18 protein-coding genes and 2 tRNA genes are annotated in these 18,931 nt (G+C 71.7%); 16 read left to right on the top strand and 4 right to left on the bottom strand.

What is annotated here, in order from left to right; all coding sequences use genetic code 11:
* Positions 1-19: 19 nt before the first annotated feature.
* From CWN80_RS09470 to CWN80_RS09455, 4 genes are all read left to right on the top strand, one after another.
* The gene (locus tag CWN80_RS09470; protein WP_128277205.1) at positions 20-574 is read left to right on the top strand and encodes an RNA polymerase sigma factor; all 555 of its coding nucleotides are present in this window, start codon (positions 20-22) and stop codon (positions 572-574) included.
* Positions 564-1,265 (top strand): hypothetical protein, encoded by a 702-nt coding sequence (locus tag CWN80_RS09465; protein ID WP_128277204.1) that lies wholly within the window; start codon positions 564-566, stop codon positions 1,263-1,265. The genes CWN80_RS09470 and CWN80_RS09465 overlap by 11 nt, the downstream gene beginning before the upstream one ends.
* A 27-nt stretch (positions 1,266-1,292) precedes the next feature.
* Positions 1,293-1,868, top strand: a complete 576-nt coding sequence (gene dcd, locus CWN80_RS09460; RefSeq protein WP_007927766.1) for a dCTP deaminase — start codon at positions 1,293-1,295, stop codon at positions 1,866-1,868.
* An 85-nt stretch (positions 1,869-1,953) separates the two neighbouring features.
* Positions 1,954-3,429, top strand: coding sequence for an amidase (locus CWN80_RS09455; protein ID WP_083853722.1), 1,476 nt, complete (start codon positions 1,954-1,956; stop codon positions 3,427-3,429).
* Here CWN80_RS09455 and CWN80_RS09450 read toward each other — a convergent pair whose 3' ends face one another.
* Complete coding sequence (locus CWN80_RS09450; RefSeq protein WP_007927764.1) at positions 3,430-4,392, bottom strand: endonuclease/exonuclease/phosphatase family protein; 963 nt, start codon at positions 4,390-4,392, stop codon at positions 3,430-3,432.
* A gap of 70 nt (positions 4,393-4,462) precedes the next feature.
* Here CWN80_RS09450 and CWN80_RS09445 point away from each other — a divergent pair, with 70 nt between their 5' ends.
* From CWN80_RS09445 to CWN80_RS09425, 5 genes are read left to right on the top strand one after another with little or no spacing between them, the layout of a single operon-like run.
* On the top strand, positions 4,463-5,494 hold the full coding sequence (locus tag CWN80_RS09445; RefSeq protein ID WP_007927763.1) for an enoyl-CoA hydratase/isomerase family protein: 1,032 nt from the start codon (positions 4,463-4,465) through the stop codon (positions 5,492-5,494).
* Between the two features lie 46 nt (positions 5,495-5,540).
* Complete coding sequence (locus tag CWN80_RS09440) at positions 5,541-6,662, top strand: ABC transporter ATP-binding protein (protein WP_007927762.1); 1,122 nt, start codon at positions 5,541-5,543, stop codon at positions 6,660-6,662.
* A gap of 1 nt (position 6,663) precedes the next feature.
* The gene (locus CWN80_RS09435; protein ID WP_040881293.1) at positions 6,664-7,314 is read left to right on the top strand and encodes an ABC transporter permease; all 651 of its coding nucleotides are present in this window, start codon (positions 6,664-6,666) and stop codon (positions 7,312-7,314) included.
* On the top strand, positions 7,311-8,048 hold the full coding sequence (locus CWN80_RS09430) for an ABC transporter permease (RefSeq protein ID WP_007927757.1): 738 nt from the start codon (positions 7,311-7,313) through the stop codon (positions 8,046-8,048). Before CWN80_RS09435 ends, CWN80_RS09430 begins: the two co-directional genes overlap by 4 nt.
* Positions 8,045-8,989 carry an ABC transporter substrate-binding protein gene (locus CWN80_RS09425; protein ID WP_007927755.1) on the top strand — a complete coding sequence of 315 codons (945 nt, stop codon included), beginning with the start codon at positions 8,045-8,047 and terminating at the stop codon, positions 8,987-8,989. Before CWN80_RS09430 ends, CWN80_RS09425 begins: the two co-directional genes overlap by 4 nt.
* A gap of 139 nt (positions 8,990-9,128) precedes the next feature.
* On the opposite strand, the gene CWN80_RS16030 is transcribed toward CWN80_RS09425, so the two are convergent.
* Positions 9,129-12,935 carry a heterodisulfide reductase-related iron-sulfur binding cluster gene (locus CWN80_RS16030; RefSeq protein WP_128277203.1) on the bottom strand — a complete coding sequence of 1,269 codons (3,807 nt, stop codon included), beginning with the start codon at positions 12,933-12,935 and terminating at the stop codon, positions 9,129-9,131.
* A 251-nt stretch (positions 12,936-13,186) separates the two neighbouring features.
* Here CWN80_RS16030 and cysK point away from each other — a divergent pair, with 251 nt between their 5' ends.
* Both cysK and cysE read left to right on the top strand, forming a co-directional pair.
* The gene (gene cysK / locus CWN80_RS09415) at positions 13,187-14,113 is read left to right on the top strand and encodes a cysteine synthase A (RefSeq protein ID WP_007927753.1); all 927 of its coding nucleotides are present in this window, start codon (positions 13,187-13,189) and stop codon (positions 14,111-14,113) included.
* Positions 14,114-14,115: 2 nt separating this feature from the next.
* A complete protein-coding gene (gene cysE / locus CWN80_RS09410) occupies positions 14,116-14,715 on the top strand; it encodes a serine O-acetyltransferase (RefSeq protein ID WP_007927752.1) in 600 nt (199 codons plus the stop codon).
* A 181-nt stretch (positions 14,716-14,896) separates the two neighbouring features.
* Here cysE and CWN80_RS09405 read toward each other — a convergent pair whose 3' ends face one another.
* Complete coding sequence (locus tag CWN80_RS09405; protein WP_128277201.1) at positions 14,897-15,238, bottom strand: protoporphyrinogen oxidase; 342 nt, start codon at positions 15,236-15,238, stop codon at positions 14,897-14,899.
* Positions 15,239-15,329: 91 nt separating this feature from the next.
* On the opposite strand from CWN80_RS09405, the gene CWN80_RS09400 reads away from it, so the two are divergent.
* The 5 genes from CWN80_RS09400 to CWN80_RS09380 all read left to right on the top strand — a co-directional run bounded on the left by CWN80_RS09400 (position 15,330) and on the right by CWN80_RS09380 (position 18,144).
* Positions 15,330-15,416: transfer RNA gene (locus tag CWN80_RS09400), tRNA-Ser, on the top strand.
* Position 15,417: 1 nt separating this feature from the next.
* The gene (locus tag CWN80_RS09395) at positions 15,418-15,861 is read left to right on the top strand and encodes a type II 3-dehydroquinate dehydratase (protein WP_040881306.1); all 444 of its coding nucleotides are present in this window, start codon (positions 15,418-15,420) and stop codon (positions 15,859-15,861) included.
* Between the two features lie 242 nt (positions 15,862-16,103).
* On the top strand, positions 16,104-16,307 hold the full coding sequence (locus CWN80_RS09390) for a cold-shock protein (protein WP_007927749.1): 204 nt from the start codon (positions 16,104-16,106) through the stop codon (positions 16,305-16,307).
* A gap of 175 nt (positions 16,308-16,482) precedes the next feature.
* Entirely contained in the window at positions 16,483-17,976 is a 1,494-nt protein-coding gene (locus CWN80_RS09385; RefSeq protein ID WP_007927748.1) for an LCP family protein, read from the top strand.
* Positions 17,977-18,051: 75 nt separating this feature from the next.
* Positions 18,052-18,144 (top strand) — tRNA-Ser (locus CWN80_RS09380).
* Positions 18,145-18,184: 40 nt separating this feature from the next.
* Here CWN80_RS09380 and CWN80_RS09375 read toward each other — a convergent pair.
* On the bottom strand, positions 18,185-18,916 hold the full coding sequence (locus CWN80_RS09375; RefSeq protein ID WP_007927746.1) for a hypothetical protein: 732 nt from the start codon (positions 18,914-18,916) through the stop codon (positions 18,185-18,187).
* Positions 18,917-18,931 lie beyond the last annotated feature (15 nt).

Below are 18,931 nucleotides of genomic sequence, written 5' to 3'. Positions count from 1 at the left end.
CCTGCGGGCAAGTAGAGGTGTGAGCACACTGAAGACGGAGACGATGAGGCCGCCGATGGGGCAGGTCACGGCGCTGCGGCAGCCGCCGAACATCGGGGGAGTGCCGGCCGCGGAGGTCTTCGACCGGCACCACGCCGACGTCTACCGCTACCTCGCCCGACGGGTGCCCGCCGACATCGCGGACGATCTCGCGAGCGAGACCTTCGTCCAGGCCGTGACCCGCGCGTACACCTTCGACCCGGAGCGGGGAGTGCTGCGGGGATGGATCTTCGGCATCGCGAGCAACCTGCTCTCACGGCACCACCGCGACGAGGTGCGGGCCTACCTGGCCTGGGCCCGGACCGGGGCCGACCCGCACGTCACCGGTGCGGACGAGACCGATCGCGACATCGACCGCGTCGACTCGCAGTCCCGGCAGCCGGCGCTCGCCGCCGCCCACGCCGAGCTCACCTACGCCGAGGTCGCCCTGGCCCTCGATCTGCCGGTCGGGACGGTGCGCTCCCGGCTCAACCGCGCCCGCCGCATCGTGCGGGTCGCACTCGACGACACCAGGGGGACCCACGATGACCACTGACGAGATCGGCCTGCTCGACGGGCCGGAGATGGACGCGCTGCGTGAGCTGCGGGCCGACGTGCCCGGGCCGACGGACGCGCAGCGGCAGGCTGCCTGGGAGCGGGTGCAGGGGGCCCGCTCCCAGGCCGGGACCCCGGGGAAGAGGGGCGGCCGCGCCTGGCTCCTGGCCGGCGCGGCCGCGGTGGCCGCGGGGGTCGTCGCCGGCGGCATCGCCCTCTCGGTGGGCGCCGACCACCCCACGCCCCCGGCGAGCAGCTCGGACCAGAGCGCGGCGACGCCGACCAACCCCAACCCGACCCCCTTCGCCACCGGCAGCGTGTGGGAGCCCTCGGCCGGGCGCGAGCGCCAGATCGTCGACGCCTACCGCGAGGGCGTCGTGCTGACACCCAAGGGCGGGGTGCGCATCGAGATCCCCGGTCAGATGGACTGGGAGGCGATGACCAAGGCGACCTATGCCGAGGGCGTCCCCGTCCGCTTCTGGGCGGTTGAGGGTGAGCCCAACGCCTGGGAGACCGGACCTCGGGTCGCCATCGACCCCGAGGACGGCATCGACATGAGCCAGGAGGGGCTGCCGGCCTACCCCATGGACGGCATCACCTTCGAGCGGTCCGGCGGGGCCGGCTCGCCGGTCACGGCCGTCGTCATCGACCACGTCCCGACCGAGCCGGTCGACATCACCTTCACCCAGTGAGGCCCGGCGCGCTCTAGTCTCGGGGCCATGCTGCTCTCCGACAGGGACATCCGGGCCGAGATCGACGCGGGGCGGGTCGTGCTCGACCCGTGGGACCCGACGATGGTCCAGCCCAGCAGTGTCGACGTCCGGCTCGACAAGTTCTTCCGGCTCTTCGACAACCACAAGTACCCGGTCATCGACCCGGCGGCCGACCAGCCCGATCTCACCCGGCTCATCGAGGTCGAGTCGGACGAGGGCTTCGTGCTCCACCCGGGGGAGTTCGTCCTGGGTTCGACGCTCGAGACGGTCTCGCTGGCGGACGACCTGGCAGCACGCGTCGAGGGCAAGTCGTCGCTCGGCCGGCTCGGCCTGCTGACGCACGCCACGGCCGGCTTCGTCGACCCGGGCTTCTCCGGCCACGTGACGCTCGAGCTCAGCAATGTCGCGACCCTGCCGATCCGCCTGTGGCCGGGCATGAAGATCGGACAGCTGTGCTTCTTCCGGCTCTCCTCGCCGGCGGAGCACCCGTACGGCTCCGCGGCCTACGGCTCGCACTACCAGGGGCAGCGCGGTCCGACGGCCAGCCGGTCCTTCGCCAACTTCCACCGGTCGGACGTCTGACCCTTCGAGACGGCCGCGGGCGGCCTCCTCAGGGAGCGAATGGGGACACCACCCCCGGTCGTGACCTGCGAGTAACATCGTGGAGATGACGACGGAGACCCACCCCACGCCCGCCCACGAGGAGATCCGCGAGAGCCACGAGTCCCGCCGGGTCAGTGCCTTCACCGACGACGCGCTCGGCACGCTCGACGCGACCGGGGTGGCCGCGGCGATCCGAGCGGGTGAGATCAGTGCGGGCGAGGCGGTCGAGGCCGCCATCGCCCGGGTCGCCCAGGTCGACCCGGTGCTCGGCGCGACGACCGTGGACGACCACGACCGTGCTCGCCGCCGGGCGGCGCACGTGCCGCAGGGGACGCCCGCCCCCTTCGCCGGGGTGCCGACCGCCTTCAAGGACAACGTCACTGTCGAGGGCCTGCCCATGCGCATGGGATCGGACGCGCTGCCGGACCGGCCCGGCTGTGCGGACGGCCCCTTCGTCCGGCAGTACCTGTCCACCGGTGTCGTGCCCATCGCGACGACGACCTGCCCGCCCTTCGGCTGGACGGCGACGACCGAGCGCCCCGGCGGGCGCATCACCCGCAACCCCTGGGCCACGGGCTACTCCTCGGGCGGGTCCTCCGGCGGCACGGCCGCGCTCGTCGCCTCCGGAGCGCTGCCCATCGCCCACGGCAACGACGGCGGTGGCTCGATCCGCATCCCCGCGGCGGCCTGCGGTCTCGTGGGGCTCAAGGTCACCCGGGGCCGGCTGCTCGGTGACCCGAGCACCGACAAGCTCCCGGTCCAGCTCGTCGTCAACGGCGTGCTCACCCGCACCGTGCGCGACACCGCGACCTTCCTCGCCGCCGCCGAGCAGCACCAGCCGGCCCGCAAGCTCCCGCCGGTCGGTCTCGTCGAGGGCCCCGGCGCACGTCGGCTGCGCATCGGCATGATGGTCGACTCGCCGCTCGCCCGGGCCACCGACCCGCAGACCCGGGAAGCAGTCGAGGCCGCCGCCCGCCTGCTCGACGGGCTCGGCCACACGGTCGACGACACGCTGCAGGTGCCGGTGCCGAAGTTCTTCAAGACCGACTTCGAGGACTACTGGAGCCTGCTCGCGATGGCCTCCTCCCGGCAGGGCAAGCAGCTCTACGGGCCCGACTTCGACCCCGACAAGCTCGACCCCTTCACCCGCGGTCTCGCCGACCGCGCGCTGCGCCGCCTGCACCGGGCCCCGCTGTACCTCGCCCGCCTGCGGGCGACCGGGTTCGCCGCCGACCGACTCTTCCCGGCCGAGGCAGACCTCGTGCTCACGCCGACGCTGAGCCACACCACGCCGCGCATCGGTCACCTCTCGGGCGACCTGGACTTCGACACCCACTTCGCCCGGTTGCTCGACTACGTCGGCTTCACGCCGCTGCACAATGCGAGCGGTCAGCCGGCGATCTCCCTGCCGCTCGGGCGGACCGACGACGGCCGCCCCATCGGCGTCATGCTGTCGGCGCGCAGCGGGCAGGAGCGGCTGCTGCTCGAGCTCGCCTTCGAGCTGGAGGCCGCGGCTCCCTTCGCCAGCCTCGCCGGCTGATCAGGGCAAGGCGACCGTCGCGACGAGCGCGGCGTGGTCGCTGCCGGGCCGCCGGGTGATCACGAGGTCCGTGCACACCGCGCCACGCGTCATGACGTGGTCGATCGGCACCGGCGCCACCGCGGACCCAGGGGTGCGTCCCCACGTGCCGGGGAAGCCCATGCCCAGCTGCGCGGTGCAGTCCCGCAGCCCCGACTGCCGCGCGAAACGACGGAAGGCCACCGCACTCGGTGGCGCGTTGAGATCACCCATGACGATGACGTGGCCGGTGCTGCCGGCCGTCGCCAGCCGAAGGGAGTCCAGCCCCGCCCCCCACAGGTCGGCCGCGAAGAAGGCCGGGTTCTGCAACCGGGTGCCGATGACCGTCACCTCTGTGCCGTCGCGCTCGAGCCGCACGGCTCGCCCCGGTTGGCGGCCGGGGAGGTGCGGGGCCTCGAGCACGGTCCAGGAGCGTCGCACCCACACCGCGACCTGGGCCGCGATGTAGTCGTCGTTGTCGCTCGCGACGAGCTGCCAGTCCGGGCCGAGCGCTGCGGTGAGCCCACGGGTGCGCGAGGCACTCCACTCCTGGAGGGCCAGGACGTCGACATCCTGGGCGAGCTCGACGAGCGCGGCGTCGGTGGGGCGCGAGTGCAGGGTGTTGAGCGTCGCCACCCGGATCGTCTGGCTCCCCGTCGGGGCAGGGGCGCGGTCAGGCACGACGTGGTCGAGCAGCGGTGCCTGGCTGAGCAGCAGGGCACCGACGAGGGCGAGTCGCCACCGCGGGTGGTGCCAGCACGGCAGCAGGGCGGCAGCGATCGCGACGAGCAGGACGAAGGGCAGGCCGGCAGCGACGACGACGCCGACGCTCGTGCGGCCACCGCGCGCGTACATGGTGACGACGGCGACGACGCACAGCGCGAGCACGACGAAGGTGAACCACGCCTCCGGCGTCCCCCGACGCGCCCCCGCCCGACCACTCATCGCGGGATCAGTCTGCCAGCACGGCCCGGCGCGCAGACACCCGCCGGCGCGGGTGTGCCAAGGTGACGACATGGCTGACTTCACTCCGGGCCCCACCGGCACCGACGAGGTGCTCTTCGCGGTCGACGGATCCCTCGGTCGGGTCCTGCTCAACCGACCTCGCGCGATCAACTCGCTGACCCGCGACATGGTCGTCGCGATGCGTGCCCAGCTGGAGGCGTGGGCCGAGGACCCGCAGGTGCAGACCGTCTCGATCGAGGGCGCCGGGGAGCGGGGTCTGTGCGCCGGTGGCGACGTCCGCGCGGTGCGCGAGGCCCACCTGGCGGGCACCTCCGGAGGGGTGGACTTCTGGGCCGACGAGTACGTGCTCGACGCGCAGATCGCGGAGTACCCCAAGCCCGTCGTCGCCGTGATGGACGGCATCGTCATGGGCGGTGGGCTGGGCATCTCGATGTTTGCCACCGCCCGCTGGGCCACCGAGCGCTCGCGGATCGCCATGCCCGAGACGATCATCGGCTTCTTCCCCGACGTCGCCGCGACCTACCTGCTCTCCCGGGCCCCGGGCGAGACCGGCACCCACGTCGCCCTCACCGGGACGACCATCACGGGAGCCGACGCCGTCGCCCTGGGTCTCGCCGACGCCGTGGTCGACTCCGCGCGCCTGCCCGATCTGCTCGCCGGCATCGCGGCGGGTAACCCGGTGGAGCCCGTGCCCGAGGACGCCACGACGAAGGCGGACACCCTCACCTCCGCCCGTGGCTGGATCGACGAGTGCTACGCCGGCGACGACGCCGCGGCGATCGTCGAGCGGCTGCGCGCCCACGACGCACCCGAGGCCCGTGCGGCAGCCGAGAAGATCTCCCTTCGCTCGCCGTTGTCGGTGGCCGTCACCCTCGAGGCACTGCGACGGGCCGCGACGGCCGGGTCGGTGCGCGAGGTGCTCGAGACGGACACGGTCGTGGCGCGGGGCCTGCTGCAGCGGGCGGACTTCGCCGAAGGTGTGCGCGCTCAGCTCGTCGACAAGGACCGCTCGCCCCGGTGGCAGCACGAGAGCGTGTCCGACGTCACGCGGGCAGAGGTGCTCGCCGTCTTCTCGGGATAGGTTGGAAGACCACGAGGAGGCCATCTCCCGGACAGAGGGGACGTGCATGATCCGTCTCGACGGCGTCACCAAGCAGTACCCGGACGGCACGGTAGCCGTCGACGACCTCAGCCTCACCGCACCGGACCGAGCCATCACCGTGCTCGTCGGGCCCTCGGGCTGCGGCAAGACGACGACGCTGCGGATGATCAACAGGATGATCGAGCCCACCTCCGGGTCGGTGACCATCGACGGCCGGGACGTGCTCGGCATGGACGCGGCGGAGCTGCGTCGCGGCATCGGCTACGTCATCCAGCACGGCGGGCTCTTCCCCCACCACACGGTCGAGCGCAACGTCGCGACCGTCCCCCTGCTGCTCGGCACGTCGCGACGCGAGGCGATCGCCCGGGCGCGCGAGCTGCTCGAGCTCGTCGGCCTCGACCCGGCACTCGGCCGCCGCTACCCCAGCCAGCTGTCCGGGGGCCAGCAGCAGCGCGTCGGGGTCGCCCGCGCGCTCGCAGCGGACCCGCCGGTCATGCTCATGGACGAGCCCTTCTCGGCCGTCGACCCGGTCGTGCGCGAGCAGCTGCAGGACGAGTTCCTGCGCTTGCAGGGCGAGCTCGGCAAGACGATCGTCATGGTCACCCACGACATCGACGAGGCGATCAAGCTCGGCGACCACGTGGCCGTGCTCCGGGTCGGTGGACGCATGGCCCAGGTGGCCCGGCCGGCAGAGCTGCTCGCCCACCCCGCAGACGAGTTCGTCGCCGACTTCCTCGGCCGCGACCGCGGCTACCGGGCCCTCGGCTTCGAGCACGCGCGCATCCCTCTGCACGACGAGTCGACGCTCTCCCTCGGCAGCCAGCCGAGGGAGGCCGGCGGCACCGCAGGCGACGGGTGGGCGCTCGTCGTCGACGACGAGCGGCGGCCACTCGGCTGGGTCCGCCCGGCTGACCTGGCCAAGGAGGAGCCCGTCGACACCTCGGCGCTGGCGCTCGGGGGCACCCTGGCGCGGGTCGACGGGCCGCTGCGGGCCGCGCTCGACGCAGCGCTGTCCTCCCCGAGCCGACGCGGTGTCGTCGTCGACGGCGACGGGCGCCTCGTCGGCACGTGCCGCGCCACCGAGGTGCTCGCGGTCATCGAGTCGCAGGAGCGCCCGCGCGACCCCGCCGCCACCCGATCGGCCTGACATGGACTGGATGCTCGAGCACCTCGACGACATCGGGTCCCTGACCCTGCAGCACTCGTGGCTCGCGGGCCTGCCTCTCGTCGTCGGGCTGCTCGTCTCCCTCCCGCTCGGTTGGCTGGCCCACCGCCAGCCGCGCCTGCGGGGGATCGTCGTCGTCTCCGCGGGTTTGCTCTACACGGTCCCCTCGCTGGCGCTCTTCGTCCTCATGCCCCTCGTCCTCGGCACCGGCATCCTCGACCCGGTCAACGTCGTCGTCGCCATGACGATCTACACCGTGGCGCTCCTCGTCCGCTCGGTCGTCGACGGGCTCGGCTCGGTGCCCGACGAGGTCACCCGGTCCGCCGTCGCCATGGGGTACACGCCCGTGCGCCGCTTCGTCGGGGTCGACCTGCCGCTGGCCGTCCCGGTCATCGCCGCGGGACTGCGGGTGGCCGCCGTCAGCAACGTCTCGATCGTCTCGATCGCCTCGCTCATCGGGGTCAGCCAGCTCGGCGACCTGCTCGTCGACGGGTACAACCGGGCCATCAGCGGCGAGCTCGCGGCCGGGATCCTCGGGTGCGTCCTCCTCGCGGTCGTCCTCGACCTCGCCATCCGGCTCGTCGAGCGGCTGCTCACCCCCTGGCGCCGCGCCGGGCAGGAGGGGTCGGCATGATCGGCGAGATCATCCGGTGGCTCACCTCGGGCGCCAGCTGGGCCGGCGCCGACGGCATCGGCGCGCGCCTGCTCGAGCACATCGGCTACACCCTGGTCGTCCTCGTCATCGCCGCGCTCGTCGCCGTCCCCGTCGGGCTGTGGATAGGTCACTCCGGGCGCGGGCGCTGGCTCGTCACTGCGGCCAACGCCCTGCGGGCGGTCCCGACGCTCGGGCTGCTCTTCGCGCTGACCCTCGTGCTGCTCCCGCGGCTGCCCGGTGACGCCGCCTTCCTCGTGCCGAGCGTCATCGTGCTCGTCCTGCTCGCGATCCCGTCGATCCTCTCCGGCACCTACGCAGGCGTCGAGTCCGTGCCGCTTGCCGCACGCAATGCCGCCCGCGGCATCGGCATGACCGGCAGCCAGGTGCTGTGGCGCGTCGAGGTGCCCATCGCCCTGCCTCTACTCATCTCCGGGCTGCGGGCCGCCGTCCTCCAGGTCGTCGCCACCGCCACCGTCGCCGCCTATGTCGGTCTCGGCGGGCTCGGCCGATTCCTCATCGACGGGCTGGCCACGCAGGACTACGCGAGCACGGCGGGTGGTGCCCTCCTCGTGGCACTGCTCGCGCTCGCCCTCGACGCCCCCTTCGCCCTGCTGGGGCGTCTCGTCGTCTCGCCCGGTCTCACCGGACGCAGCCGCTCCCTTCGACCCACAACCGATCACAACCGCACCGCGACCGCTGGAGGAACCCCATGACACCCACCGTCCCCGCATCCCGCCGACGTGTCCGCACCGCAGCGGTCGTGCTCGCCACGGCCGGCGCCCTCGGCCTAACCGCCTGCGGCGGCGGTGGCGACCCGCTCGCCAGCTCGTCGAGCAGCGCCGATGACGCCGGCGGCTCGGGCGAGATCGTCGTCGGGTCGGCCGACTTCTCCGAGTCGATCCTGCTCGCCCACATCTACGCCGGTGCGCTCAAGGCCGACGGCATCAATGCCTCGACCAAGACCGGGATCGGGTCTCGGGAGGTCTATCTCAAGGCGCTCGACGAGGGCTCGGTCGACGTCATGCCGGAGTACACCGGCGGACTGGCGCTCTACTACGACAAGGACTTCGCCGAGACCGACCCGGACAAGACGTACGAGGCCCTCGAGGACCTGCTGCCCGAGGGCACGGCCGTCCTCGAGAAGTCGGCGGCAGAGGACAAGGACTCGATCGTCGTCACCCGCGAGACCGCTGAAGGCAAGTCCCTGAAGACCATGGACGACCTGTCCGAGGTCGCGGGGGAGCTCACCCTCGGGGCGCCGTCAGAGTTCAAGACCCGCTCCCAGGGCATCCCCGGGCTCAAGGAGTCCTACGGCATCGAGTTCAAGACCTTCCGCCCCCTCAAGGCGGGGCAGGCGACGAGTGGCGCGCTCAAGAACGGTCAGATCGACGCGGCCAACATCTTCAGCACCGACCCGTCGATCGCGGCGAACGACTTCGTCGTGCTCGAGGACACCAAGAAGCTCTTCGGCAGTCAGAACGTCGTGCCCCTCGTCCGCTCGGACGTCCAGGAGGAGGTCCAGTCCTCGCTCGACGAGGTGTCGGCGAAGCTGACGACCGACAAGCTCGCGGAGCTGCTCAAGCGCACTGACATCGACAAGGAGGACCCGGACCAGGTGGCCGCGGACTTCCTCAAGGAGGAGGGCCTCGACTGAGGCTCGCTGGCGCCGGACGCTGAGGCGTCCGCCGACTCCCGACACGAGCGGGCGGCGGGCGTCTCGTCGTACCCGCTGGTCACAGACGAAAGGGCCGCCCACCGGATCGGTGGGCGGCCCTCTCGTCGTCAGCGGGAGGTCACTCCCAGGAGGGGTTGGCGTTCTTCTTCGCCAGCTCCGACAGGTTGCTGTCGTCGGCCGAGGCCGCAGGGGCCTCGGTGGAGGCGGCAGGTGCCTCGTCCTCCACCTCGGCCGCAGCCTCGGTGACCGGGGCCTCGGCCGCAGGTGCCTCCTCGACCTCGGGCTGGGGAGCGGCTTCCTTGGCCGGGGTGGCCTCGGCGGCAGGGGCCTCGTCCTCCGCCTCGGCCGGAGCCTCGGTGGTGGTCGGGGCCTCGGCGGCGGGTGCCGGGGCGGCAGCACCGGTCTCCCAGGACGGCGCCGCGTTCCTGGCCGCGAGGTCGCTGTCACCCGTGGGCGCAGCTGCCGGTGCAGCCTGCTCGGCCTCGGCCTGGGGAGCGGACTCCTCGGCCGGGGTCGCCTCGTCCTCCGCCTCGGCCGGAGCCGCGGCGGCGGCCTCCTCAGCGGGAGCGGCAGCAGCGGGAGCGGCGGCCGGGGCGGCAGCGCCGGTCTCCCAGGACGGCGCCGCGTTCTTGGCCGCGAGGTCGCTGTCACCCGTGGCCGTGGCTGCCGGGGTGGCCGCCGCCGGTGCAGCCTGCTCGGCCTCGGCCTGGGGAGCGGACTCCTCGACCGGGGTCGCCTCGTCCTCCGCCTCGGCCGGAGCCTCGGTGGTGGCCGGGGCCTCGGCAGCGGGCGCCGGGGCGGCAGCGCCGGTCTCCCAGGAGGGAGCGGCGTTCTTCGCCGCGACCGAGTCGTCAGCGGCCGGAGCCGTCGCGGTGTCGGTCTCGGCCTTGGGCGCCTCAGCCGCCGGGGCAGCAGCGCCGGTCTCCCAGGAGGGAGCGGCGTTCTTCTCGGCGGCGGTGGCGTCCGCCTTCGGCTCCTCGGCCTTGGGTGCCTCGGTGGCCGGGGCGGTGGCACCGGTCTCCCAGGACGGGGCGGCGTTCTTCTCCGCGGCCGAACCGGTCTCCCACGAGGGGGCGGCGTTCTTCTCGGCGGCGGTGGCGTCCGCCTTCGGCTCCTCGGCCTTGGGTGCCTCGGTGGCCGGGGCGGTGGCACCGGTCTCCCAGGACGGGGCGGCGTTCTTCTCCGCGGCCGAACCGGTCTCCCAGGAGGGGGCGGCGTTCTTCTCGGCAGCCGAGCCGGTCTCCCACGACGGAGCGGCGTTCTTGTCCGCAGGGGACGAGTCGGTGGCGGCCGCACCAGCACCGGCTGCGGCCCCACCAGCACCCACGGCAGCGCCGGTCTCCCACGAGGGAGCGGCGTTCTTGTCCGCAGCGGTCTCGCGACCGGCGACGGCCTGCGGGTCCTCGCCGGCCTCCTCGACCGCGGCAGCGGTCTGCGCGGTCTCGGCCTCGCTCGGAGCGGCGGGGGTCGCCCCCTTCGCTCCCTCACCCTCGGTGGGCGCGGGGACGGCGGTCTTGGGCTCGGCCTCGGCCTGCTCCTGCGCCTCGGTGGTGCCGCCCTTCGCGGGGACGACCGCCTCCTTGACCGACGCGAGCAGCATCTGGGCCACGTCGACGACCTCGATGTCCTCGGACGCACCCTCGGACTGCTTGGCCGTCAGGCCGTCGCTGAGCATGACGCGGCAGAAGGGGCAGCCCACGGCGATCCGGTCGGCGCCGGTCGCGATGGCCTCCTCGGTGCGGTTGAGGTTGATCCGCGAGCCGAGCTGCTCCTCCATCCACATGCGGGCACCACCGGCGCCGCAGCAGAAGGACTTCTCCTTGGTCCGCTCCATCTCCTTGAGCTCGACACCCGGCAGGGCCGAGATGAGCTCACGCGGCGGGGCGTAGACGTTGTTGTGACGACCCAGGTAGCACGGGTCGTGGTAGGTCACCGACGGCGCGGACGACGCGACGTCCTTCAGGCTCGACTTGCGCGGGCCCTCGGGGCGGTTGACCGGGACGATCTTCTTCTCGCGGACGAGGCGGTTGAGCAGCTGCGTGTGGTGCAGCACCTCGTACTTGCCGCCGAGCTGCGGGTACTCGTTCTTGATCGTGTTGAAGCAGTGCGCGCACGTGACGACGATCTTCGTCGCGCCGAGCTCGTTGAGCGTCTCGACGTTTTGCTCCGCGAGCATCTGGAAGAGCACCTCGTTGCCCGCGCGGCGGGCGGAGTCACCGGTGCAGGTCTCGCCGTTGCCGAGGACCGCGAAGTCCACGCCGGCGTGGTCGAAGAGCTCGGCCACGGCGCGCGTCGTCTTCTTGGCGCGGTCCTCGTAGGCGCCGGCGCAGCCGACCCAGAAGAGGTAGTCGACGTCGTCGGCCGACTCGACGTCCTCGCCGAGCACCTTGACGGTGAAGGGGAGGTCCTTCGCCCAGTCCATGCGCGCCTTGGCGCCCATGCCCCACGGGTTGCCCTTGGACTCGAGCTTCTTGAAGAGGCCGCCGAGCTCGCTCGGGAAGGCCGACTCGATGAGGTTCTGGTAGCGCCGCATGTCGACGATGTGGTCGACGTGCTCGATGTCGACGGGGCACTGCTCGACGCAGGCGCCACAGGTGGTGCACGACCACAGGACGTCCTCGTCGATGACCGCATCGGGGCCGTGCGGGTTGTAGGCCGACAGCGGGTGGTCGATGTCGTACCCGGTCTGGCCGACGAGCGACATCTCGCCCCAGTTGATCGCGTCCGGCTCGGCCGTCGCGACGGCGCCCTCGGCCTGGACGGCCTCGGCGCCACCGAAGGCGACGGCACCGTCGGCGGTCTGGCCCTTCGCTGCGCTCGCCGGGGTGTAGACGCCCGAGACGCCCTGTGCCGCAGCGAGGTAGGGCGCCTTGGCGTGCGCGTGGTCGCGCAGCGTCATCATGAGCAGCTTGGGGGAGAGGGGCTTCTCGGTGTTCCAGGCGGGGCACTGGCTCTGGCAGCGGCCGCACTCGGTGCACGTGGAGAAGTCGAGCAGGCCCTTCCACGTGAAGTCCTCGACCTTGCCGACGCCGAGGGTCGAGTCCTCCTCCATCTCCTCCATGACCTCCATGGAGAAGGGCTTGCCGTCGACGAGCATCGGCTGCAGCTCACCCAGGGAGGTACGGCCGTCGGCGTGACGCTTGAAGTAGATGTTGAAGAAGGCGAGGAAGCGGTGCCACGCGACACCCATCGTCGGGTTGATCGAGATGGTGATCATCCAGGCGTACGAGATGAGCAGCTTGATCAGCGCGACGACGACGATGCCCGCCTCGAGCGCCCCGACGGACATGCCCGAGAAGAGCGAGCCGAGCCAGCCGGTCAGCGGGAAGTGCAGCAGCGATGCGTGGTCGGTCTCACCGGTGTTGAGCAGGAGCGCCCGCTCCAGGCCGCGCAGCAGGGCGATGCAGATGCCGACGCCGAGGATGGTCAGCTCGACGTAGTAGGCCTGCCAGAAGGTCGAGCCGAAGAAGCGGGACTTGCGGCCCTCGTCACCGGCGGCCGAGCGCGGGTGGCTCCGCTGCCGGATGACCATGAGCATGACGATCGTGACGATGCCCGTCATCGCGAAGAGCTCGGTGATCCACTCGTAGACGAAGAAGTGGCCGATGAGCGGCAGCACGAAGTGCGGGTCGAAGAGCTGGAAGGTCGCCTGCACCAGGGTCAGGAAGAGGACCCCGAAGGAGATCATCGTGACCCAGTGGGCGATCGCCACGATGGGCAGTCGCGACATCCGGGTGTGGCCGAGGAACTCCCGCAGCAGCGTCGCCGTGCGCGCGCCGGGCTGGCCCGTGCGCTCCTTGGCCGGCGTCGACGCTCCGAGCTTGAAGACGGTGACGAAGTGCTTGACGGCTCGAGCGAGCAGGCCCCATCCGACGATGGTGATCCCGACCCCGAGGATGATCGCGACGATCTGGAGGGCAGACATGGGTCCGAGTCTAGGACTCGACCCCTGTGTCGACAGCACCGCAGAGGTGCGTCACTCGTCACCTGAGGGTAGCCTCACCGCCCCGTCGCGGCCTCGGACGAAGGGGGTGTGCCCCCTTCGCCCGTCGGCGGTGAGACCCGCTTGCACCGACAGATAACGCGGTGTTGGAATATCCATAACGTCGCGTTCGTTGTCGCGGACGTGCCCGCCGCACTCATCGCGGCACTCGACTCCCGAGGGAAGGACCCGCGTTGCCCATCTACGAAGACGCCACCAAGCTCGTCGGCCGCACCCCGCTCGTGCGGATCAACCGGATCATCGAGTCCGAGGCGACCGTCGCCGCGAAGCTCGAGTTCTACAACCCGGCCAACTCGGTCAAGGACCGCATCGGCGCCGCGATCATCGACGCGGCCGAGGCCTCCGGTGACCTCAAGCCGGGCGGCACGATCGTCGAGGCGACCTCCGGCAATACGGGCATCGCTCTGGCCATGGTCGGCGCGGCCCGCGGTTACAACGTCGTCCTGGCCATGCCGGAGACGATGTCCAAGGAGCGCCGTGCGCTCCTGCGCGCCTACGGTGCTGAGCTCGTCCTCACCGAGGGCGCCAAGGGCATGAAGGGTGCGGTCGAGAAGGCCGAGGAGATCGCCGCCGAGCGCGGCGCCGTCCAGGCCAAGCAGTTCGCCAACGCCGCCAACCCGGCGATCCACGAGAAGACCACGGGTCCGGAGATCTGGGAGGACACCGACGGCAAGGTCGACATCCTCATCTCCGGCATCGGCACCGGCGGCACCATCACCGGCGCCGGACGCTACCTGCGCTCGCAGAAGTCGGACGTCCAGATCATCGCGGTCGAGCCGGCCGAGTCCCCGATCCTCAACGGGGGTGCCCCCGGCCCGCACAAGATCCAGGGACTGGGCGCCAACTTCGTGCCCGACATCCTCGACACCGAGATCTACGACGAGGTCATCGACATCGACGCCCCGACGGCTATGGACTGGGCGCGTCGATCGGCCACCGACGAGGGTCTGCTCGTCGGCATCTCCTCCGGCGCCGCCTTTGCGGCGGCTGACCAGGTGGCCCGCAGGCCGGAGAATGCCGGCAAGACGATCGTCGTCATCATCCCGAGCTTCGGCGAGCGATACCTCTCCACCCCGCTCTTCGAAGGGCTCCTCGACTGACCGTGGCCGCCCACCTGCCGATCCGCGCCACGATCCGTGAGGATCTCGCCGCGGCCATGGAGCGCGACCCCGCCGCGACCTCGCGGTGGGTCGTGCTCCTGACCTCTGCCGGGCTGCACGCCATCTGGCTGCACCGCATCGCCCACCGCTGGTGGGTGCGTCCCGGCGGCAAGTGGCCCGCGCGTGTGCTCGCCTACCTCTCGCGCTCCTTCACGGGGATCGAGATCCACCCGGGTGCGCACATCGGGCGCCGCTTCTTCATCGACCACGGCATGGGTGTGGTCATCGGCGAGACGGCGGTTGTTGGAGACGACGTCATGCTCTTCCACGGCGTGACGCTCGGCGGCACCTCCGGCAAGCGGGTCAAGCGTCACCCGACGCTGGGGGACAAGGTCATGGTCGGCGCCGGGGCCAAGATCCTCGGCGACGTGCACGTCGGCAGCAATGTCAAGGTCGGGGCCAACTCGGTCGTCGTCAAGGACGTGCCGACCGGCGCCGTCGCCACGGGCATCCCGGCGCAGTACCGGTTCCCGGCGCTCGAGGACACCACGGGCCGCTCGCCGCAGGAGCTGCTCTACGCGGACCCGGCGCTCTTCATCTGAGTCCGCTCGCCGGGCCCTGAGGTGCGAGCGCCAGCGAGCCTCGAAGGGAGGGGACCCACCGATGACCGGTGGGTACCCTCCCTTCGTCGTGTCGCCACGGGCCCTGCCCTTCGAGACGCTCGCCCGCTGCGCGGACTCCCTCCTCAGGACCCGGAGGTCGCGCAGCGACCGTCTCGAAGGGTCAGGCGGGCGTCGGGCCGTCGCCGAGCGGGTAGGTCGACGGGCCCTGCGTGTCCGCCGCGACGCCGCTCGGGACGTCGCGCGACGGGTCGCCCGTGATCTTGCTGGCGCCCTCGCGCATCTTGTCGCCGGCGACGGAGGCTGCGCTGCTCACGGCATCGAGCGCGGCAGGGGCGGCCTTCGTCTTGGCGGCGTGCTTCGCGGTCGCGACCTGCTGCTGCACCGGCTGCGACTGCCAGGCCTTGGCGGCGCCGGAGCGGATCTGCTCGTAGCGCTGACGGCCAGCCCTGGCCCCGAGCACGTACCCGGCGGCGGCACCGAGGAGGAAGGAGATCTTCGACATGGGAGTCCTTTCGATCTGGTGGTCGGCTCACCCCGACACTACCCACACTCATCATGGCCTACCGTGGACTCGCCTGCCGCGCGGCAGGCGAGGAGGGCTCGCATAGTGGCCTAGTGCGGCGGTCTTGAAAACCGCTATGGCGGCAACGTCATCGTGGGTTCGAATCCCACGCCCTCCGCATGACATCCCGGCCCGCCCTCGTGGTGCTCAACGGACCCAACCTCAATCTGCTCGGCGAGCGTGAGCCCGAGGTCTACGGCCACGAGACGCTCGCCGACGTCGAGGCCCTGTGCCGGGCGCGCACCGACGCGCTGGGGTGGCATCTCGACTTCCGCCAGACCAACCACGAGGGCGTCATGATCGACGCGATCCACGAGGTGCGCCGCAGCGCCATCGGGCTCGTCGTCAACGCCGGCGGCTGGACGCACACCTCCGTGGCGATCCGGGACGCACTGGCCGCGGTCGCCGGACCGGTCATCGAGGTGCACATCTCGGACATCCGAGCGCGTGAGCCCTTCCGTGCCTTCTCCTACCTCGCCGACGTGGCGAGCGCAGAGGTCGTCGGGCGTGGGGTGCGCGGCTACGTCGATGCGATCGACGAGGTGCACCGGCTCGCGGGGTGACGGCCAGGCGGCCGTCCGCACCTTCCCGCGTGCGTGACCATGCTCCCGCAGAGGTTTGCTGGTAGCGTCGCTCTCGTAGTTGCAGTACAGAACTTCTCGCATGATGCGAATGGGGTCGGCCGCCACGCCGGGCTCACAGTGTTACCAGGGGCGTGTACCCCTGCCGAGGGGAGCTTTGCAGCTTGCACAAGGGACCGCGACCTGCGGGCCCGGATTGTTCAACAGGAAAGAAGATTCACCCCATGGCACAGGGCACCGTTAAGTGGTTCAACGCTGAGAAGGGCTTTGGCTTCATCGCCCAGGACGGCGGCGGCCCCGACGTGTTCGTTCACTACTCCGCGATCGACACGACCGGCTACCGGTCGCTCGACGAGGCGCAGCGCGTCGAGTTCGAGATCACCCAGGGCCCGAAGGGCCCGCAGGCTGAGCGCGTCCGTCCCGTCTGAGACGACGCACCAGTGATGCGGTGATCTCACCGCGCACCCTCGAAGGCCCCCACCAGATGGTGGGGGCCTTCGGCATGTGCGGCTAGTGTGTCCCCCGATGGATGACGGCGCCCAGCACCAGCCCCCCGCCAACCGGCGCGGGGCTCCGAGGAGACGGCCCCGCCGGCGCGACCGGGTGACCACCTCCGTGGGTGCCACCCGGGCCGAGCACCACACCGGCGGCACCACTCGAGCGGCCCGCCGCGAGCACCGCCTCGCCCGGCGCGCGCGGCTGCGACGCCGGGCTCTGAAGGTGACGGGTGCGGGGGCGGCGCTCGTCGTCGCCGCCGGGCTCGGTGTCACGATGCACCTCGGCAACAACGTCTCGCGCGTCGACATCGCGCACGGGTCGGCCGAACGTCCCGACGACGTCGACGGCGCACTCAACATCCTGGTCATCGGGTCCGACACCCGCGAGGGGCTCGGCACGACCGAGTACGGCACGGGGACCGCCGAGGGCGGGGCGCGATCCGACACCAACCTGCTCGTGCACATCTCCGCGGACCGTGAGTCCGCCTATGTCATCTCGATCCCGCGGGACTCGATGACGCAGGCACCGACGGACTGCGCCGATCCCAAGTCCACCGTCGCCAACGGCGAGGTGCGTCGGTGGAACGACAACTTCAACCAGGGCGGTCCGGCCTGCACGGTCAAGACGCTCGAGGGGCTGACGGGGATCTACATCGACCACGTCGCAGTCGTCGACTTCAGCGGGTTCCAGTCGATGGTCGACGGCCTGGGGGGCGTCGACGTGTGCCTGCCCAAGCCGGTGTCCGACGCGGACGCCCAGATCGACCTGCCGGCCGGTCGCCAGCGCCTCGACGGCAAGGACGCTCTCGGGTACGTGCGCATGCGCAAGACCCTGGGGGACGGCTCGGACCTGCAGCGCATCGAGCGCCAGCAGGCCTTCATGTCGTCGATGGCCCAGGAGGCGACGAAGACCTCCCTGCTCCTGCGCCCGGACCGGCTGTACCGATTCCTCGACGCGGCCACGAAGTCCATGACGGCAGACGAGGACCTCAGCCTGACCCGGCTCACCTCGATCGCCTCGAGCCTCAGGGACCTGGGGACGGGAGAGCTCGTCTTCGTCACCGTGCCGACCGAGCCCTACCCCGCCGACACCAACCGGGTGCAGTGGCGCACCGAGGCCTCCGACGAGCTGTGGGCCGCCGTCCGCAACGACACGGCGCTGCCCGGGGCCAAGCGCGAGACCAAGGCCGCGCCGAAGCCCACGGTCGCACCGTCGGAGATCACCGTCAGCGTCGTCAACGACACCGGCGTGACCGGGCTGGCGGCGCAGGAGGCGGCTGCTCTCGAGGTGCAGGGCTTCGGCGTCCAGATCGCCGACGTCGCCCCGACCTCCTCGGTGACGGGCGTCGTCGTCCACCACGCGCGCGGTGACACCGCCTCCGCGCGGACCGTGGCCGCCGCCTACCCGGGCGCCAAGCTCAAGGTCGACCCCCAGCTGACGAAGGGGGCCACCCGTCTCGTCATCGGCGCCGGGGCCGACCCCGCCCGTGAGGTCCCCAACCGGGAGGGCACAGACCCCCTGCCGTCGCACTCGGTGACGGCACCGCCGGCGCCGACGGCGGTCAAGAGCCGCACGGCCGACCAGGACATCTGCGGCTGACGGTCGGGTGGGCGACCTGTCGCCCACCCGAGTTGGAGCGCTGCGCACCCGGCAGATACTCTGTCCGGGTTGTCTGGAGGCGTCGCCTAGTCCGGTCTATGGCGCCGCACTGCTAATGCGGTTTGGGCTAACCGCCCATCGAGGGTTCAAATCCCTCCGCCTCCGCCAGCGGACGAGACCCCGGTCGCCACGTGCGGCCGGGGTCTCGTCATCTCCACGCCCGGGTTGACGGCTCGCCCCAGGTCTCGTCGACCAGGGCCAGGAGCGCGAGCGCAGCGAGGCCGAGACCCGCGACGACGGCCCAGACGAGTGCCCGGGCCGCGGATGGCGGCTCCTCGAAGGACACCACCGCACGCCAGAAGCACAGCCCCGCGACGACGAACCACGTCGGCAGGCCGAGGCCCAGCCGCAGGCAGCCGGGACGCACGAAGCCGAGCACGCAGGTGGTGCACCACGCGTGCGTCGCGACGAGCGCTGCGACGACGGTGAGCAGCGAGATCGGGTCCGAAGTGATCGTCATCAGGACCGAGTCCGTCGGAGCACGCCCGTCCATGAGCAGGGACCATCCCGTCACCGCGGCGGTACCGATGGCGCTGACCACGAGCAGCGCAGGCAGGAGGATGCTCGTGAGGTTGCGCCGCGGGTAGCCGTGGTCGTCGCGCTCCGTGGACAGGAGCAGGAAGGGCCACATGAAGCCGCACCCGACGGCGAGGATCGCCACCCACCCGACGTCGGCCTCGATGGTGTCGCTCGACGCCGGGCTGTAGCGCAACCACCCGGTGAGGGACAAGAGGAAAACACCGGAGAAGAAGGCGAAGGCCCCGGCCCCGTAGCCCGCGGCCCGACGGGCCTCGGGCCACCATCTCGGGGGCCGGTCCTCCACCGCTCGCAGGTCCTCGGCGGTGCGCGGCGCGAGGCGCCGGTACGGGTCGTGGGCCATGCCTCCATCATGGCC

Origin of the sequence: Janibacter hoylei PVAS-1 (assembly GCF_004025845.1) — a bacterium.
In the GTDB taxonomy this organism is placed as follows: Bacteria; Actinomycetota; Actinomycetes; order Actinomycetales; family Dermatophilaceae; genus Janibacter; species Janibacter hoylei.
This window is presented reverse-complemented; position numbering and strand designations above follow the sequence as displayed.

What these genes read in the sequence shown, in the direction of transcription:
- CWN80_RS09465 (WP_128277204.1), top strand. Translation starts at nt 564, where the DNA reads ATGACCACTGACGAGATCGGCCTGCTCGACGGGCCGGAGATGGACGCG.
- dcd (WP_007927766.1), top strand. Translation starts at nt 1,293, where the DNA reads ATGCTGCTCTCCGACAGGGACATCCGGGCCGAGATCGACGCGGGGCGG.
- CWN80_RS09455 (WP_083853722.1), top strand. Translation starts at nt 1,954, where the DNA reads ATGACGACGGAGACCCACCCCACGCCCGCCCACGAGGAGATCCGCGAG.
- CWN80_RS09450 (WP_007927764.1), bottom strand. Translation starts at nt 4,392, where the DNA reads ATGAGTGGTCGGGCGGGGGCGCGTCGGGGGACGCCGGAGGCGTGGTTC.
- CWN80_RS09445 (WP_007927763.1), top strand. Translation starts at nt 4,463, where the DNA reads ATGGCTGACTTCACTCCGGGCCCCACCGGCACCGACGAGGTGCTCTTC.
- CWN80_RS09440 (WP_007927762.1), top strand. Translation starts at nt 5,541, where the DNA reads ATGATCCGTCTCGACGGCGTCACCAAGCAGTACCCGGACGGCACGGTA.
- CWN80_RS09435 (WP_040881293.1), top strand. Translation starts at nt 6,664, where the DNA reads ATGGACTGGATGCTCGAGCACCTCGACGACATCGGGTCCCTGACCCTG.
- CWN80_RS09430 (WP_007927757.1), top strand. Translation starts at nt 7,311, where the DNA reads ATGATCGGCGAGATCATCCGGTGGCTCACCTCGGGCGCCAGCTGGGCC.
- CWN80_RS09425 (WP_007927755.1), top strand. Translation starts at nt 8,045, where the DNA reads ATGACACCCACCGTCCCCGCATCCCGCCGACGTGTCCGCACCGCAGCG.
- CWN80_RS16030 (WP_128277203.1), bottom strand. Translation starts at nt 12,935, where the DNA reads ATGTCTGCCCTCCAGATCGTCGCGATCATCCTCGGGGTCGGGATCACC.
- CWN80_RS09405 (WP_128277201.1), bottom strand. Translation starts at nt 15,238, where the DNA reads ATGTCGAAGATCTCCTTCCTCCTCGGTGCCGCCGCCGGGTACGTGCTC.
- CWN80_RS09395 (WP_040881306.1), top strand. Translation starts at nt 15,418, where the DNA reads ATGACATCCCGGCCCGCCCTCGTGGTGCTCAACGGACCCAACCTCAAT.
- CWN80_RS09390 (WP_007927749.1), top strand. Translation starts at nt 16,104, where the DNA reads ATGGCACAGGGCACCGTTAAGTGGTTCAACGCTGAGAAGGGCTTTGGC.
- CWN80_RS09375 (WP_007927746.1), bottom strand. Translation starts at nt 18,916, where the DNA reads ATGGCCCACGACCCGTACCGGCGCCTCGCGCCGCGCACCGCCGAGGAC.